This is a genomic window from Campylobacter sp. IFREMER_LSEM_CL908, assembly GCF_025771545.1.
Lineage (GTDB): Bacteria > Campylobacterota > Campylobacteria > Campylobacterales > Campylobacteraceae > Campylobacter_D > Campylobacter_D lari_D.
The window spans coordinates 1-15,450 of record NZ_JAKMQK010000020.1; the positions used below are offsets into that span (position 1 = coordinate 1).

At 32.1% G+C, this 15,450-nt stretch carries 24 protein-coding genes and 1 tRNA gene; 22 read left to right on the forward strand and 3 right to left on the reverse strand.

Features of this window, described 5'->3' with window-relative positions:
* Positions 1–3,084: autotransporter outer membrane beta-barrel domain-containing protein (locus tag L8U04_RS07785; protein ID WP_263709785.1), on the forward strand; the 3,084-nt coding region annotated here is incomplete at its 5' end.
* A 269-nt stretch (positions 3,085–3,353) separates the two neighbouring features.
* Here L8U04_RS07785 and purM read toward each other — a convergent pair.
* Positions 3,354–4,343, reverse strand: a complete 990-nt coding sequence (gene purM, locus L8U04_RS07790) for a phosphoribosylformylglycinamidine cyclo-ligase (protein ID WP_263660387.1) — start codon at positions 4,341–4,343, stop codon at positions 3,354–3,356.
* A gap of 58 nt (positions 4,344–4,401) precedes the next feature.
* Here purM and coaE point away from each other — a divergent pair, with 58 nt between their 5' ends.
* Genes coaE through L8U04_RS07805 form a run of 3 tightly spaced genes read left to right on the forward strand, consistent with a single transcriptional unit; the run spans position 4,402 to position 6,422 of the window.
* Positions 4,402–5,004, forward strand: a complete 603-nt coding sequence (gene coaE / locus L8U04_RS07795) for a dephospho-CoA kinase (protein WP_263709786.1) — start codon at positions 4,402–4,404, stop codon at positions 5,002–5,004.
* Positions 4,991–5,740, forward strand: coding sequence for a diaminopimelate epimerase (dapF, locus tag L8U04_RS07800; RefSeq protein ID WP_133319131.1), 750 nt, complete (start codon positions 4,991–4,993; stop codon positions 5,738–5,740). Before coaE ends, dapF begins: the two co-directional genes overlap by 14 nt.
* A complete protein-coding gene (locus L8U04_RS07805) occupies positions 5,715–6,422 on the forward strand; it encodes a glucosaminidase domain-containing protein (RefSeq protein ID WP_133319132.1) in 708 nt (235 codons plus the stop codon). Before dapF ends, L8U04_RS07805 begins: the two co-directional genes overlap by 26 nt.
* Here L8U04_RS07805 and L8U04_RS07810 read toward each other — a convergent pair.
* Positions 6,419–7,480, reverse strand: a complete 1,062-nt coding sequence (locus L8U04_RS07810) for an ATP-binding protein (RefSeq protein ID WP_263709787.1) — start codon at positions 7,478–7,480, stop codon at positions 6,419–6,421. The genes L8U04_RS07805 and L8U04_RS07810 overlap by 4 nt on opposite strands.
* Before the next feature lie 18 nt (positions 7,481–7,498).
* Positions 7,499–7,574: transfer RNA gene (locus tag L8U04_RS07815), tRNA-Ala, on the reverse strand.
* A 226-nt stretch (positions 7,575–7,800) separates the two neighbouring features.
* On the opposite strand from L8U04_RS07815, the gene rpsJ reads away from it, so the two are divergent.
* The 18 genes from rpsJ to rplR all read left to right on the forward strand — a co-directional run bounded on the left by rpsJ (position 7,801) and on the right by rplR (position 15,372).
* Entirely contained in the window at positions 7,801–8,112 is a 312-nt protein-coding gene (gene rpsJ / locus L8U04_RS07820) for a 30S ribosomal protein S10 (RefSeq protein WP_012660810.1), read from the forward strand.
* 9 nt (positions 8,113–8,121) lie between these two features.
* Entirely contained in the window at positions 8,122–8,697 is a 576-nt protein-coding gene (gene rplC, locus L8U04_RS07825; protein ID WP_012660811.1) for a 50S ribosomal protein L3, read from the forward strand.
* Positions 8,694–9,308: a 50S ribosomal protein L4 gene (rplD, locus tag L8U04_RS07830; protein WP_039617137.1), complete on the forward strand. Its 615-nt coding sequence runs from the start codon at positions 8,694–8,696 to the stop codon at positions 9,306–9,308. Before rplC ends, rplD begins: the two co-directional genes overlap by 4 nt.
* A 1-nt stretch (position 9,309) precedes the next feature.
* The gene (locus L8U04_RS07835; protein ID WP_039617139.1) at positions 9,310–9,591 is read left to right on the forward strand and encodes a 50S ribosomal protein L23; all 282 of its coding nucleotides are present in this window, start codon (positions 9,310–9,312) and stop codon (positions 9,589–9,591) included.
* A gap of 1 nt (position 9,592) precedes the next feature.
* Entirely contained in the window at positions 9,593–10,423 is an 831-nt protein-coding gene (gene rplB, locus L8U04_RS07840; RefSeq protein ID WP_039625087.1) for a 50S ribosomal protein L2, read from the forward strand.
* A gap of 1 nt (position 10,424) precedes the next feature.
* Positions 10,425–10,706 (forward strand): 30S ribosomal protein S19, encoded by a 282-nt coding sequence (gene rpsS / locus L8U04_RS07845; RefSeq protein ID WP_039664929.1) that lies wholly within the window; start codon positions 10,425–10,427, stop codon positions 10,704–10,706.
* Between the two features lie 9 nt (positions 10,707–10,715).
* A complete protein-coding gene (rplV, locus tag L8U04_RS07850) occupies positions 10,716–11,090 on the forward strand; it encodes a 50S ribosomal protein L22 (RefSeq protein WP_039617143.1) in 375 nt (124 codons plus the stop codon).
* A 1-nt stretch (position 11,091) separates the two neighbouring features.
* Positions 11,092–11,793 carry a 30S ribosomal protein S3 gene (gene rpsC, locus L8U04_RS07855; protein WP_039617145.1) on the forward strand — a complete coding sequence of 234 codons (702 nt, stop codon included), beginning with the start codon at positions 11,092–11,094 and terminating at the stop codon, positions 11,791–11,793.
* Positions 11,794–11,795: 2 nt separating this feature from the next.
* On the forward strand, positions 11,796–12,221 hold the full coding sequence (rplP, locus tag L8U04_RS07860) for a 50S ribosomal protein L16 (protein ID WP_012660818.1): 426 nt from the start codon (positions 11,796–11,798) through the stop codon (positions 12,219–12,221).
* Positions 12,208–12,393, forward strand: a complete 186-nt coding sequence (gene rpmC, locus L8U04_RS07865) for a 50S ribosomal protein L29 (protein ID WP_012660819.1) — start codon at positions 12,208–12,210, stop codon at positions 12,391–12,393. The genes rplP and rpmC overlap by 14 nt, the downstream gene beginning before the upstream one ends.
* A gap of 9 nt (positions 12,394–12,402) precedes the next feature.
* Positions 12,403–12,654: a 30S ribosomal protein S17 gene (gene rpsQ, locus L8U04_RS07870; RefSeq protein ID WP_039617148.1), complete on the forward strand. Its 252-nt coding sequence runs from the start codon at positions 12,403–12,405 to the stop codon at positions 12,652–12,654.
* Positions 12,654–13,022 (forward strand): 50S ribosomal protein L14, encoded by a 369-nt coding sequence (gene rplN / locus L8U04_RS07875; RefSeq protein WP_012660821.1) that lies wholly within the window; start codon positions 12,654–12,656, stop codon positions 13,020–13,022. Before rpsQ ends, rplN begins: the two co-directional genes overlap by 1 nt.
* Positions 13,022–13,249 (forward strand): 50S ribosomal protein L24, encoded by a 228-nt coding sequence (gene rplX, locus L8U04_RS07880; protein ID WP_012660822.1) that lies wholly within the window; start codon positions 13,022–13,024, stop codon positions 13,247–13,249. The genes rplN and rplX overlap by 1 nt, the downstream gene beginning before the upstream one ends.
* A 1-nt stretch (position 13,250) precedes the next feature.
* A complete protein-coding gene (gene rplE / locus L8U04_RS07885) occupies positions 13,251–13,796 on the forward strand; it encodes a 50S ribosomal protein L5 (protein ID WP_133319134.1) in 546 nt (181 codons plus the stop codon).
* 1 nt (position 13,797) lies between these two features.
* Entirely contained in the window at positions 13,798–13,983 is a 186-nt protein-coding gene (locus tag L8U04_RS07890; protein ID WP_012660824.1) for a type Z 30S ribosomal protein S14, read from the forward strand.
* Positions 13,984–13,995: 12 nt separating this feature from the next.
* Positions 13,996–14,391, forward strand: a complete 396-nt coding sequence (gene rpsH, locus L8U04_RS07895) for a 30S ribosomal protein S8 (protein WP_039617152.1) — start codon at positions 13,996–13,998, stop codon at positions 14,389–14,391.
* Positions 14,392–14,469: 78 nt separating this feature from the next.
* A complete protein-coding gene (gene rplF, locus L8U04_RS07900; RefSeq protein WP_039617154.1) occupies positions 14,470–15,006 on the forward strand; it encodes a 50S ribosomal protein L6 in 537 nt (178 codons plus the stop codon).
* 9 nt (positions 15,007–15,015) lie between these two features.
* Entirely contained in the window at positions 15,016–15,372 is a 357-nt protein-coding gene (gene rplR / locus L8U04_RS07905) for a 50S ribosomal protein L18 (protein ID WP_263709788.1), read from the forward strand.
* The last annotated feature ends 78 nt before the right edge of the window (positions 15,373–15,450 follow it).

The window sequence follows — 15,450 nt, forward strand, 5'->3', positions numbered from 1 at the left end:
AGTAATGCTGGTACAATAAAAAGTACAGCTTGGGGAAAACATGGTGTAGAAATATGGGGAAAATCTACTGTAGATAAAATCACCAATACAGGTTTAATTGAAGGCTCTAAGTCTGGTGTTAGTGTAACATCTGATAGTACTACTTTAAAAAATTTAGAAAACAGCGGGATTATAAAAGGTGGTTCTAATGGTATAAAAGTTGATAAAGGAGGTAAATTAGAAACGCTTAATAATACAGGTACCATAATTGGAAATAGTGTTAATAGTGGTTGGTATGATTCTGGCATACATGTTGATAAGGGATCTTCAATTAATACGATTAACAATTCTGGATCTATACAAGGAACAACTGGTATATATGCTTATGGAAATATAGGTACAATCATAAATAATGGATATATTAAATCTACTGGATCAGGAGATTTATCAGGTGGCGTTAAAATAGAACAAGGTGCTACTATTGAATCTATAGTTAATACTGGTATAATTGAAGCTGCCAGTTATGGACTTAATGTATCTTATGGAAAATATGGAACAGTAGAAATAAAAAATGGTGGAAAAATAATAGCCAAAAAAAGTGGTATATATATAGGTCGATGGCAAACATTAGGAGATTTATATGTTGATAATGGTAGCATTTATGGAGGAGAAAGTGGTATTTTCTTAAGTGAAGGTTCTACTACAAGCGATATATCTATAAAAAATGGCGGAAAGATATATGGTGGTGATTATGGGATGTATTTTGATCACGCATATTTAAATAAAAACACAACTATAGCTGGAGAAAATTCTGCAATACATGGTGGAATTGCTGGAATTTATTTAAGCAGAGGATCTGCTTTAAAAGGAACTATAGAGGTTAAAGAGAAAGGTATGATCTCAGGTGGTGAGAATGGATTTGGTATTATAAATGCTGATAGTGCTAATATAGGCGGATCTATTTTAATCAGTAGTGGCGGTGTGGTTACTGGTATTTTAAATAAAGATAATGCTAAGATTACCGGAACTATAAAAGTGGATGGAGAAGGCTCTTCTATAGTAGGTGGTATAATAAATCAAGATAATGGTAAAATAGAGGGTTCTATAGAGGTTAATAATAAAGGACAGATAGATAGCATCATCAATGCTGGAAGTGGAGAGATTAGTGGTAGTGTAAAAGTAGACAATCACTCTAAAGTTGAGAATATTATCAATGGTGCTTTGGCAAGTTCTTTTTATGATAATGGAGTTTCTACTGGTAAAATTTCAGGAGATGTTAGCGTTGATAATGGAAGTATAGTTGGAAGCATCATCAATGCTGGGCAAGGAGAGATTACTGGTGGTATTAAAGTTGATAATAGTAGCGAAGTTACTAATATTTCTAATTCTGGTAATGGGCTTATTAGCAGTGATGTTAGCGTTGATAATGGATCGAAAGTAGGCAATATCATTAATGATGATTATGGAAAAATAACAGGGGATGTATCTATAGGTGAAAAATCTTCTGTAGATAAGATTATCAATAGCGGTCATGGTAGTATAGGTGGAAATATTATAAACAATGGTAATTTAGGCTCAATTAATAATAGTGGTTCTATAAGCGGTTCTATTGAGAATAACAACGGTGATTTAGAAATCAAAAACGATGGAGATTTAGGTGGCTCTATCACTGTAGGTAATGGCGGTGGTAATACTTCTATTTCAAATGGTTCCAATGGTAATATCGGCGGTGGTATAGTTAATAATGGTAATAATGATGTTAATATAGATAACCAAGGTACAGTTAAACCTGATAAAGATGGTAATCACATTACTAATAATGGTAATGGTAATGTAAATGTAGGAGATTGGATAGTAAAACCAAATGAAGATGGTAGCTTTGATGGAGCTATTAATGTAGGTGGAAATGGAAGTGGTTCTACAAATATAGATAATATCACAGTAGATACTTCAGATCCAAATTTTGATGCAAGCAAACCTATCAATCCTGACAATATAGTTAATAATACTGGTAGTGGTGGTAACATAGGAGTAGGTAATGTTGGCTCAAACAATGATTTATTAAATCTAGTATATGATCCAATTTCAGGAACTTATAAAACCTTAGCAGATGTAAGTGCTGGTGTGGGTTCTGTTATGGCTCAAACAATAATTAACACTTATATGATGAGATCATTCTTCCTTGATACTGTTTTAGATGATGCATCAAGAATGGCTTACAAACATGCAAGAATACACAATAATCATAAAACAAATAAAGACTTAGTAGGCTTTGATGCAGATGAGCATTATCACGGCTTTGTATTGCCTTATTTTTCATCTAATAGCATTAAGCTTTTAGGAACAAATGATTATTCTAAAGGAAATACTAAAGGTATAGTAGCAGGTTTTCATACCTTAAAAGATATAGGTATGCTAGGAGCTTATGTAGGAACTGAAGAAGCTAATATGGATACTAAAGATTACTTTTCTTTAAAAATGCAAACAGTGTATGCTGGTTTGAAGTATTCTAATATTTTATTAGAAGATGAGATAAAAGAAGCCTTTTTTAAATTCCATACCAAAGCAGCATATACCAAAAATGATGTGCAAAAATTTGTTGATAAAGGAAAAAGAGAGGCTAATGGTAATACAGATACCTATGGTTATGGAGCAAGTATTGGAACTGGTATGAATTTTTATTTAGATGGGGCAGATAATATAATTACTCCTGAGGTGTCTTTAAACTATGAAGGTGGTTTCACAAAAGCTTTCAGCATGCATGGAGATGGAGCATTAAATCATGAAAGATATTATAAGAGTGAATTAAATCTCTTTTCAAGTACAGCATCTCTTAAATGGCTTAATAAATGGCATCCACAAATTAGCACTTCATTTGAAGCAGGTGCAAGAATTAATTTTAATCCTGAAGTAGAATCAAGAGTAAATTTTGCAAACTTAAAAGCAAGCGAAACCTTAGATTTGCCAAGAACTTATCAATATGCAAGTGCGTCTTTGATTTTTTCTTTGGCAGAAGATTTAGAAATGTCATTTAATTATAATGGAACTTTTGCAAATAATTCTCATTCGCATACGGGATTTTTACAGTTTGACTTTATATTTTAATAATGATTAACTAAGCCTTTTAAGGCTTAGTGTTTAATTAATTGCCCAGAGTTTGCTTAAAACAGATTATAAAATGACAAAATAAAAATTTAAAAAAGCACAATTGGTACAATAAAGTTAAGAATGTGCCAATGTTGAATATAAAAACTATAAAAGTTTTTAGTATTATAAATAATTTAAAAACAATAAACTCCTTATTAAATACACTCTATCACATTAAGCTTATTTTTAAGCTCAATGTGATTTATTAGCAAACTCTAGGGAGTTAATTACTCTAAAACAACCCCTTCATTTAGCACAACTTCGCCTATTACATAAGCATCTGAGTTCTCTAAAACTTTTCCTACATTAGATGGATCTACCACCATAACTAAGCCCACACCCATGTTAAAGCTTCTATACATTTCAGCTTCTTCTACGCTTTGGCCTATTTGATAAAAAATTTCAGGAGTTTTTAGATGATGTTTTCTAATAATAGCACCTATTCCTCTTGGGAAAACTCTAGGTAAATTCTCTACCAAACCACCACCTGTTATATGAGCTAGTGCATTGATGAAGGGTTTTAATTTTAAAAAGTCTTTTACATAAATTCTTGTAGGTTCAAGTAAAATATCGATTAAATTTTTACCATCTATTTTATCATCAAATTTAAGCTTTTGTGCTTCAAATAATACTTTTCTAGCTAAAGAATATCCATTAGAATGAAGCCCACTACTAGGCAAAGCTAGTAAAATATCTCCATTTTTTACAAAATTTCTTCTATCTATTTCATCTTTTTCAGCCATGCCCACTGAAAAACCTGCTAAGTCAAAGTCATTGTTATGATACATTCCAGGCATTTCAGCAGTTTCTCCGCCTATTAAGGCACAATTTGCTTTTTTACAACCATTAGTAATCCCTGCTACAACCTTTTTAGCTACTTCTACATCTAGCTTTGCACTTGCATAATAGTCTAGAAAAAACAAAGGCGTAGCAAAATTGCAAATTAAATCATTCACGCACATTGCTACTAAATCTTCGCCTATTGTGTCAAATTTTTGACTATCAATAGCAAGACGCAACTTTGTGCCTACCCCATCTGTTGCTGCTAGCATAACAGGATTTTTAAAACCACTTGGCATGGCAAAAGCACCTGAAAAAGAACCTATGCCACCTAAAACATTTTCATTAAAAGTTTCTTTTACTAAAGGCTTGATTGCTTCTACAAAAGTATTACCATTATCTATACTTACGCCCGCATCTTCATAGCTTATATTCATTTATCTTCCTTTAAGAATTTAAAAGGTATTTTAACTAAAAATATTTTAAGGTTAAATTATGCAAAATGCTTATTTTGTGACTTCAAGTATAGCAGGTGGAAAGTCAAGCTTTATAAAAATAGTTCAAAATTTGGGTTTTGATACTTTAAGTGCAGATGTGATAGCTCATGAGCTTTTAAATGAAAATGCTAATTCCATAGCTAAACTTTTTGATAATAATGATTTACTTATAGCAGGAAAAATAGATAGAAAAAAGCTTGGTGTCATTGTATTTAATGATTTAAACGCCAAAAAAAAGTTAGAAGGTTTTTTACATCCTAAAATCAAAGAAGAAATTTTACAAAAAGCACTAATTTTAGATAAAAAAAACAAGGCTTTTTTTATAGAATTGCCTTTATTTTTTGAAAATAATCATTATCAAGATCTAGGAAAAAGTATATTGATTTATGCTCCAAAAGAAATTTTATTAAAAAGATTAATGCAAAGAGATAATTTAGATGAAAATGAAGCCTTAAAAAGAATTAATTTGCAACTTGATATAGAAGAAAAACTAAAAAAAGCAGATTTTGTGATAAAAAATATTTCAAGTTATGAAAAATTTGAAGAAAATGTGCTAAATTTTTTAAAACATACTTTAAAGGTTAGAAATGAAATTTTATAAATATTGTGCAAGTGGAAATGATTTTGTAGTATTTGCAGATGGTGAAAAAAAAGATCGTAGTGAGTTAGCTAGAATTCTTTGTAATCGTTATGAGGGCATAGGTGCTGATGGACTTATAGTAGTTGTGCCTCATGATAGATATGATTTTGAATGGGAATTTTATAATTGCGATGGCAGTAAAGCAAATATGTGTGGTAATGGATCGCGTGCAGCAGCTCATTTTGCTCATCATTATCTAAAAAAATCACAATATTTAAATTTTTTAACTGGAGCAGGACTTATAAAATCATTTGTTGATGATGACATGGTAGAGATTAAATTAAGTGGAGTGAAGGATATTAAAGAAGCTTTTAAACATAAAGATAGAATTTGGCAAGGATGTAATACAGGTGTGCCACATATGGTGACTTTTGTTGATGATTTAAATGAATTTGATGTAAATTTATGCAAAGAAGTGCGTAAAAAATATAATGCAAATGTTAATTTTGCTAAAATAGAAAATGAAGAATTTATAAGAGTTAGAACCTATGAACGCGGGGTAGAAGATGAGACTTTAGCTTGTGGTACAGGTATGGGAGCTTGTTTTTATCTTGCTTATTTAAATCAAAAAGTTAAAGATGATATTTTAGTAAAGCCAAAAAGCAAAGAAAATTTATATTTTAGATTAGAGGATGATCAAATATTTTTCAGAGGAAAGGTAAAGTGCTGTTTTGAAGCTGATTATAATTTTACTTAGTAGTTTTTTATTTTTAAAAGCTGAATTTATAGCAGGTTTTGATAAACATTATTATGCTTTAAGTATAAAAGAAAAGCGTGAAGTTTTTATCAAAAAAATCAATGCTTTGTTAGATGTTTCTTTCAAAGAAATTGAAAATGAAAAAGAATTTATAGATATTTTTTTTGAGGAAGCTTTAAAGAGTAATTTTAGAAAACTAAATTCTAATGCTGTGCAAAAACTATGGTTTTTAAAAGAAAAATATCGCGTTAAAAATTTATACGATCACAAGGAATACCAACTGCGTATCCAAAAAGTTCCAAAATCTTTAGCCATAGCCCAAGCAATTATTGAAAGCGCAACTGGTACAAGTCGTTTTGCTAAAGAAGCAAATAATTTATTTGGAGAATGGACTTGGGGCGAGAAAGGTTTGATTCCAAAAGAAAGAAGTGAAGGTAAAACTCATAAAATTCGTATATTTGATACCTTGCAAGAAAGCGTGGATTCATACTTGCTAAATTTAAATCGTCATGATGCTTATAAGGAATTTAGAGCTTGGCGGTGGGATGCTATAAATCAAAATGAAAAACTTGATGGTAAAGAAGCGGCAAGTCATTTGGAAAAATATTCAGAGATTAAAAGTAATTATACCAAGCTTATTATTTCTATCATAAATCAACATAAGCTTGATGAGTTAGATTAATTTCCTAAAGCCCACTCATCAAAAGGTAAAATCATCACACGCACCCCTTCTATGAAAAACTCATCTCTTTGTGAAAGCGTGATGATATAAATAGTCGAAAGTGTGAGTTGGTTTTTACTAAGTATTTTTTTGACTTTTAAACTAAGTAAATCTTTATCTTTAAAGGGCGAGCATAAAAATGCATTTTTAAGACTTGGTAAGTAAAAATCAAAATATTTGGTATAAAAAATTTCTTGTTCAAATTTAAACAACTCGCTTAAAATCAAATTTTCAAACAAAGTACTAAAGTCTTTTTGTATGCTTAGAGAATTTTTTAGTGAAAAGTCCCAAAAATATACTTTTTTTAAATTCTTTTCAAGATTTTTTACAAAATACAAAGTGTAGTTTGATTCTAGTTTTTCTATGCTTTTATATAAGGTATCTTTGGAAATTTTTATAGTATTTTTTAGTGTTTTTAATAGCTCATTAACGCTAAATTCATTCCCAAGTTCTAAGGCAATTTGTTTGAGTATAGTAAGCTCTAATGGAGTGTAAAAACTTCTTAAGTATGATGGGTTTGTGTTAAAGTTGTGATTTAAAATCACATTGCGTCCTGTATGTAAAAAATAACTTACCATGGTCTTAGTGTCAGCGTATTTTTTGTTTAAGCTTAAAAATTCTTCAAAGTCTAAATAATCTAAATGAAGTTCTTCAAACTGATCTAAGCAAAAATTGCTATCACAAACGCTTATTATGATTTGCAAATTAAGGTGTTTTAAACTGGCAAAGTCAAAATCATGAGTAAAGTTACAAAGTGCTAAAAATTTAATCTGTGGATTATAGGTTAAAAACGAATTTAAATTTACCAAAGCACTTGCTTGAAATTTCAAATCATCACAATCAATAAAAAGTATATTTTCACTTTTGTACAAAGATAAAAAATTTAAAATTAAATTTTTCTTACCACTTGCAAAACCACCTTTTATAATGATGTTTTTATGGGTTTGAATTTGAATTTTTCTTTCATCAAATTTTTGAAATTTTGGGTAATTATCATAAAAAAATTGTAGTGATTTCATAAATTTCTTTGTAATTAATGGTGGAGCATAGCGGGTTCGAACCGCTGACCCCAACGCTGCCAGCGTTGTGCTCTCCCAGCTGAGCTAATGCCCCTTTAGATTTTGAAATCATACTATATTTTTTCTTAGATTTTCTTAATGTATAAAAAATCTTGTAAATTTTATAAAATTTAATTTTTATCCTTTTTAAAAGGAAAATAATTAAAAAAAATGTATAAATTTCTTGACATAGCAAAGGCTCTTTTTATATAATCTCAACATCATTTTATATGGTGGTTAGATTCTTATGGGTCTAACGAGTTCTTTACAAAGGAAAAAATATGGAAAGAATCAGGCTTAAGCTAAAAGCTTATGACCACAGAGTTCTAGATCGCACAGTTGCAGCAATTGTAGAAGCTGTTAAAAGAACAGGTGCTGACATCAGAGGTCCAGTGCCAATGCCTACAAAAATCAAAAGATACACAGTTTTGAAATCTCCACACATCAATAAAGATTCACGCGAACAATTTGAGATGAGAATTCATGCTCGTATGCTTGATATTGTAGCAGCTACTCCAGATACAGTAGATTCACTCACTAAGCTTGACTTGGCTCCAGAGGTCAATGTTGAAGTAAGAGCTATGGGTAAATAAGGATAGAATATGGAATACATTGTAGAAAAAATTGGTATGAGTAGAACAATCAGCACACCAAGCATTCCTGTAACCTTACTTAAACTTGTTCAAACTAAAGTATGTGAAGTAGAAAATGGAAAAGCTTTGGTTGCTTATGTAAAAGGCAAAGCAAATAATAAATGCATTGCGGGTCAGCAAAAAAAATACAATCTTTCAGCTGAATATAATAGATTTGCTTCTTTAGAAGTAGCAAACACAGAAGCAGGTGATATTGATCTTAATCCTTTAAAAGAAGCTTCTATTTTAAAAGTAAGCTTTAATTCTAAAGGTAGAGGTTATAGTGGGGTTGTTAAAAGACACGGATTTGCCGGAGGTCCTGCAAGTCACGGTTCAAGATTCCACAGACGCCACGGATCAATCGGAAACCGCGAATGGCCAGGTCGTGTTCAACCAGGTATGAAAATGGCAGGTCATTATGGTAATGTAAAAGTTACTGTTAAAAATGAAGTAGTTTCATTTGATGAAGAAAATGGCATCTTAGTAGTAAAAGGTGCGGTACCAGGATTTAATGGTGCTATGGGTAAAATAAGGATTGCAAAATGAGTAAAGTAACTGTTTTAAATGATAAATTTGAAAAAGCTAGTGAACTCGATCTTCCAGCAAAATATGCAGAAGTTAATCCTCACAACCTTTATTTATATGTAAAATCTTATCTTGCTAGCCTTAGAGCAAACACAGCTCATACTAAAGGTAGAAGCGATGTAAGCGGTGGTGGTAAAAAACCATGGAGACAAAAAGGTCGTGGTGGTGCAAGAGCAGGTTCAACAAGAACGAATGTTTGGGTTGGTGGTGCTGTAGCATTTGGCCCTACAAACAATCGTAATTATTTCCAAAAAGTTAATAAAAAACAAAAACGCTTAGCGCTTGAAAGAGCATTGGCTGATAAAGCACAAAACAATGCATTATTCTCAGTAGATAGTTTAAGCATTGAAAGCGGTAAAACAAAAGATGCAAATGCAGTTATTAAAAAGCTTGGTTTAAAAGATGCTTTAATTGTAAAAGATTTACTAGATGAAAAAACACTTCTTGCTTTTAGAAACTTAGCAAATTGCTATGTAGTTGATATTAGCGAAGTAAATGCTTATTTAGTATCTGTATTTAATGCTGTTATCATTGAAAAAGCAGCGCTTGAATCTATCGTAAAAGAGGGTTAAAATGGCAGATATTACTGATATAAAAACAATACTTTACACTGAAAAAAGCTTAAACCTTCAAGAGCAAGGTGTTGTAGTTATTCAAACTTCTCCAAAAATGACTAAAAATGGTTTAAAAGAAGTTTTAAGAGAATATTTTGGTGTAACTCCAGTAAGAATTAATTCTTTAAAAATGGATGGAAAAGTAAAGCGTTTTAGAGGTCGTGAAGGTCAAAGAAATAGCTTTAAAAAATTCTATGTTAAGCTACCAGAAGGTGTGAGCTTAGAAAGTTCGGAGGCATAAGATGGCAATTAAAACTTATAAACCATATACTCCAAGTAGAAGATACATCACAGGTGTAAGCTCTGATGATATCACAGCAAAAGCTAGTGTGCGTTCATTACTTGTAAAACTTCCAGCTCATGCAGGTCGTAACAATAATGGTAGAATCACAAGCCGTCATAAAGAAGCAGGTGCTAAAAAACTTTACAGAATTATAGATTTTAAAAGAAGAAAATTTGGTATTGAAGGTAAAGTTGAAGCAATCGAGTATGATCCATACAGAAATTGTCGTATTGCATTAATCTCTTATAGAGATGGTGAAAAAAGATACATCTTACAACCAAAAGGTTTAAGCGTTGGTGATGTTATTTGTGCTGCTGAAAGCGGACTTGACATTAAGCCAGGTAATGCAATGAAATTAAGAAACATCCCAGTGGGTACTATCGTACATAATATCGAGTTAAAACCGGGCAAAGGTGGACAAATGATCCGTTCAGCGGGTGCTTATGCTCAATTAATGGGTAAAGAAGAAAAATATGTTATCTTAAGACTTGCAAGTGGTGAAATGAGACAAGTTTTAGCTGAATGTATGGCAAGTATCGGTGAAGTTGGTAATGAAGAATGGTCAAATGTGACTATCGGTAAAGCAGGAAGAAACCGCCATAGAGGTATTCGTCCTCAAACAAGAGGTTCTGCGATGAACCCAGTTGATCACCCGCACGGTGGGGGTGAAGGTAAGAAAAATTCAGGCCGTCATCCAGTTACTCCATGGGGTAAACCAACTAAAGGTGCTAAAACTCGCCGTAAAAAAGCTAGCGATAAGCTAATAATTTCAAGAAGAAAAGGAAAGTAAGATGGCTAGGTCACTAAAAAAAGGTCCTTTTGTTGATGACCATGTAATGAAAAAAGTCATCGCTGCTAAAAAAGCTAACGATGGTAAGCCAATTAAAACTTGGTCAAGACGCAGCACTATTATACCTGATATGATAGGTTTAACTTTTAATGTTCATAATGGAAAAAGCTTTATCCCAGTATATATTACTGAAAATCATATCGGTTACAAATTAGGTGAATTTGCACCTACTAGAACATTTAAGGGTCATAAAGGCTCTGTTCAGAAAAAAATAGGTAAGTAAGGGAGATTTATGAGTAGAGCGTTAATTAAATTCATAAGATTATCTCCAACTAAAGCGAGATTGATTGCTAGAGAAGTTCAAGGTATGAATGCAGAGCTTGCATTAGCTAGTTTGAAATTTATGCCAAATAAAGGTGCTAAATTTATAGCAAATGCTATTTCAAGTGCTGTAGCAAATGGCGGATTTGAAGCAAATGAAGTTGTTGTTTCAAGTTGTCGTGTTGATGCTGGTGCGGTTTTAAAAAGATTTAGACCAAGAGCTAGAGGAAGTGCTAGTCGTATTAGAAAGCCAACTTCACACATTTTGGTAGAAGTTAGTAAAGTAGAAGCAAGTGCTGAAAAAACTACAAAAGCTAAAAAAGCATCAGTGAAAAAGGAAAGCTAATATGGGACAAAAAGTAAATCCGATTGGTTTAAGACTAGGAATTAATAGAAATTGGGAATCAAGATGGTTTCCTACAAAAGCTAATTTAGCAGAAAATATTGGTGAAGATTATAAAATCAGAACATTTTTAAAAAGAAAACTTTATTATGCAGGAATTAGCCAAATTCTTGTAGAAAGAACAGCGAAAAAATTAAGAGTAACTGTTGTAGCTGCAAGACCAGGGATTATTATTGGTAAAAAAGGTAGTGATGTTGATATTTTAAGAAAAGAACTTCAAGATTTAATCAAAAAAGAAGTTAATATCAATATCAAAGAAGAAAGAAAAGCAGGTGCTTCAGCTCAGCTTGCAGCTGAAAGTGTTGCTACTCAACTTGAAAAAAGAATTGCTTTTAGAAGAGCAATGAAAAAAGTAATTCAAGGAGCGCAAAAAGCAGGTGCTAAAGGGATTAAAGTTTCAGTTTCAGGCCGTTTAGGTGGTGCTGAAATGGCAAGAACTGAATGGTATCTAGAAGGTCGTGTTCCACTTCACACTTTAAGAGCAAAAATTGATTATGGTTTTGCAGAAGCACATACTACTTATGGAAATATAGGTATTAAAGTATGGATCTTCAAAGGTGAAGTTTTACAAAAGGGTGTTCAACCTGAAAAAACCGAAGAAAACGCTCCAGCTAAAAAAACTAGAAGAGCAAGAAGAGGTAAATAATCATGTTAATGCCAAAAAGAACAAAATATCGTAAAATGATGAAAGGGCGTAACAGAGGTTATGCCAACAGAGGGACTGAATTTACTTTTGGTGATTTTGCCCTAAAAGCAACTGAAGCTGGCCGTATCAATTCACGCCAAATCGAAGCAGCTCGTATTGCTTTAACTCGTTTTGTAAAAAGACAAGGTAAAACTTGGATTAGAGTTTTCCCAGATAAACCTCTAACTAAAAAACCTTTAGAAACTCGTATGGGTAAAGGTAAAGGTGCAGTTGAGGAATGGGTAATGAACATTAAACCAGGTCGTATTATTTATGAAATGGCAGGGGTTAATGAAGAAATGGCAAGACAAGCTTTAACTTTAGCGATGCATAAATTGCCATTTAAAACTAAGTTTGTTACAAGAGAGAGCCAAAATGAAATATACTGAGATTAAAGATAAAACAGCAGGTGAGCTTGCAACAATGCTAAAAGAAAAAAAGGTGCTTTTATTTACTTTAAGACAAAAGCTAAAAACAATGCAGCTAACTAATCCTAAAGAGATTAGCGAAGTTAAAAAAGACATCGCTAGAATCAATACTGCAATTAGCGCTTTAAAATAAGGATAGAAAATGGCATTTAAAAGAGAAATTCAAGGCGTTGTTGTTCAAATTGCTGGAGATAAAACAGCAACAATTTTGGTTGAAAGAAAAGTGGTTCACCCAAAATACAGAAAAATCGTAAAACGCTTTAAAAAATATTTAATTCATGATGAAAGAAATGAACTTAAAGTGGGAAATACTGTAGTTGCTATTGAATGTAGACCACTTTCTAAGAGAAAATCATTTCGCTTAAAAACTATAGTATCAGCAGGAGTTGAGTAATGATTCAAAGTTTTACTAGGCTTGCAGTTGCTGATAATAGCGGTGCAAAAGAATTAATGTGTATTAAGGTTTTAGGTGGTAGCAAAAGAAGATACGCTACTGTTGGTGATGTAATCGTTGCATCTGTAAAAAAAGCTCTACCAAATGGTAAAGTTAAAAAAGGTCAAGTGGTAAAAGCAGTTATCGTTAGAACTAAAAAAGAAATTCATAGAGACAATGGTTCTTTAATTCGTTTTGATGAAAATGCAGCAGTTATTCTTGATGCTAAAAGAGAGCCTATCGGAACGCGTATTTTTGGACCAGTAGGTCGTGAAGTAAGATATGGTGGCTTTATGAAAATTGTTTCACTAGCACCGGAGGTGTTGTAATGAAATTAAAAATTAAAAAGAATGATATGGTAAAAGTTATCGCAGGCGATGACAAAGGCAAAACAGGTAAAGTTTTAGCAGTATTTCCTAAGACAAATAAAGTAATTGTTGAAGGTTGTAAAATCGCTAAAAAAGCTGTTAAGCCAAGTGATAAAAATCCAAATGGCGGTTTTATCAATAAAGAAATGCCAATGGATATTTCAAATGTAGCAAAGGCAGGAGAATAAGATGATGAGATTGAAAGAAAAATATACTCAAAATATCAAACCTGCTTTAGTTAAAGAATTTGATATTAAAAATCCTATGCTTGTTCCTTTTATTGAAAAAGTTGTAATCAGTGTAGGTGCTGGGGAATTAGCAAAAGATCAAAAAGTATTACAAAATGTTGCAGATACTATTTCATTGATCGCTGGGCAAAAAGCAGTTATCACAAAAGCTAAAAAATCAGTTGCTGGTTTTAAAGTAAGAGAAGGCTTCCCAGTAGGTGTAATGGTAACATTAAGAAAAGACAATATGTATGCTTTCTTAGATAAGCTTATTACTATAGCTCTTCCTCGTGTTAAAGACTTTAGAGGTCTTCCAAGAGATGGTTTTGATGGAAGAGGAAACTATAACTTTGGTTTAGATGAGCAGTTAATGTTCCCAGAAGTTGAATATGATAAAATCTTAAGAACTCATGGTATGAACATTTCTATCGTTACAACAGCAAAATCAGATAAAGAGGCACAAAAATTATTAGAATTATTTGGCGTGCCATTTGCAAAAGGAAAGTAATATGGCTAAAAAATCAATGATTGCAAAAGCTGCCCGCAAACCTAAATTTAGTGTTAGAGGGTATACTAGATGCCAAATTTGTGGAAGACCACATTCAGTTTATAGAGATTTTGGAATTTGTAGAGTTTGCTTAAGAAAAATGGCAAATGAAGGTTTAATTCCTGGTCTTAAAAAAGCAAGTTGGTAAGAGGAAAGAACCATGATAAATGATTTAATTTCAGATTCACTAACAAGAATTAGAAATGCAGGGATGAGAAGATTAGAGACTACTCAACTTTTGCATTCTAAAGTTATCGAAGCTTTACTTGGAATTTTCCAAGCTAAAGGCTATATTGAAAGCTTTAATGTTATTGAAGAGGATAAAAAGAAATTCATCAATGTAGTTTTAAAATACGATGAAAAAGGTAAAAGCGTAATTAACGAAGTTAAGCGTATTTCTAAACCTGGTCGTCGTGTTTATAAAGGTAAAGATGAGATCAAAAGATTTAAAAACGGTTATGGTACTATCGTAGTAAGCACTTCAAAAGGTGTTTTAGCTAACGACGAAGCTTATAAAGCAGGCGTTGGCGGCGAAGTTTTATGTACTATTTGGTAAGAGTTTCTACTTTTTATGGTATTCGGTATCCATTCTTATAAAGTAGTCATATCGTAGACAAGTAAAAAGGAAAAATGAATGTCTCGTATAGGTAAACAACCAGTTGCTATTCCAAGTGGAGTAGAAGTAAAATTAGAAGGTAACTTGCTAAAATTCAAAAAAGGAAATTTAGCAAAAGAGCTTGATACAAAAGCAAATGTTAATGTTGAGATTAAAGAAGGACAAATTCTTTTCTCTCCTAAAGGTGAAGATAGACAAAGTAGAGCTTATTGGGGAACTTATAGAGCTTTAGCTCAAAACATCATCATCGGTTTAACTGATGGTTTTAGCAAAACTTTAGAAATCAACGGTGTTGGTTATAAAGCTGCGTTAAAAGGTAAAGTTCTTGAACTTGCTTTAGGTTTTTCTCATCCTATCAACTATGCTATTCCAGAAGGCATAGAAATTACTGTTGATAAAAACAATGTTATTATCAAAGGTAGTGATAAACAAGTGGTAGGTCAAGTTGCTGCTCAAATTCGTGAATTTAGACCACCTGAGCCTTACAAAGGAAAAGGTGTTAAATATTCAGATGAGCGTATTATCCGCAAAGCTGGTAAGACATCTAAGAAGTAAGGATAGAATATGAGAGCAAATGTATTAAAAAGAAAAATATCTTTAAGAATTAAAAGAAAAAAAAGAATTAGAGCAAAAATTTCAGGAACACAAGCTCTTCCAAGAGTTTCTGTTTTCAAATCAAACAGAACTTTATATATCCAAGCTATCGATGATGTTAAAGCAGTAACTTTAGCAGCAGTAGATGGAAGAAAAATTGGTGTTAAAGCAAATAAAGAAGGCGCTAAAAAAATAGCAGCTGAATTTGCAAAAGTTTTGAAAGCTAAAAACATAGAAGAAGTAGTGTTTGATAGAAATGGTTATTTATACCATGGTGTGATTGCAGCTTTAGCTGAAGCACTAAGAGAAAACGGAATCAAACTATAACCCAAAAGGAAGATCGATGGAAAGATATAATAGAGAAGAATTTGAAGAAGTAATCGTCGATATCGGCAGGGTTACTAA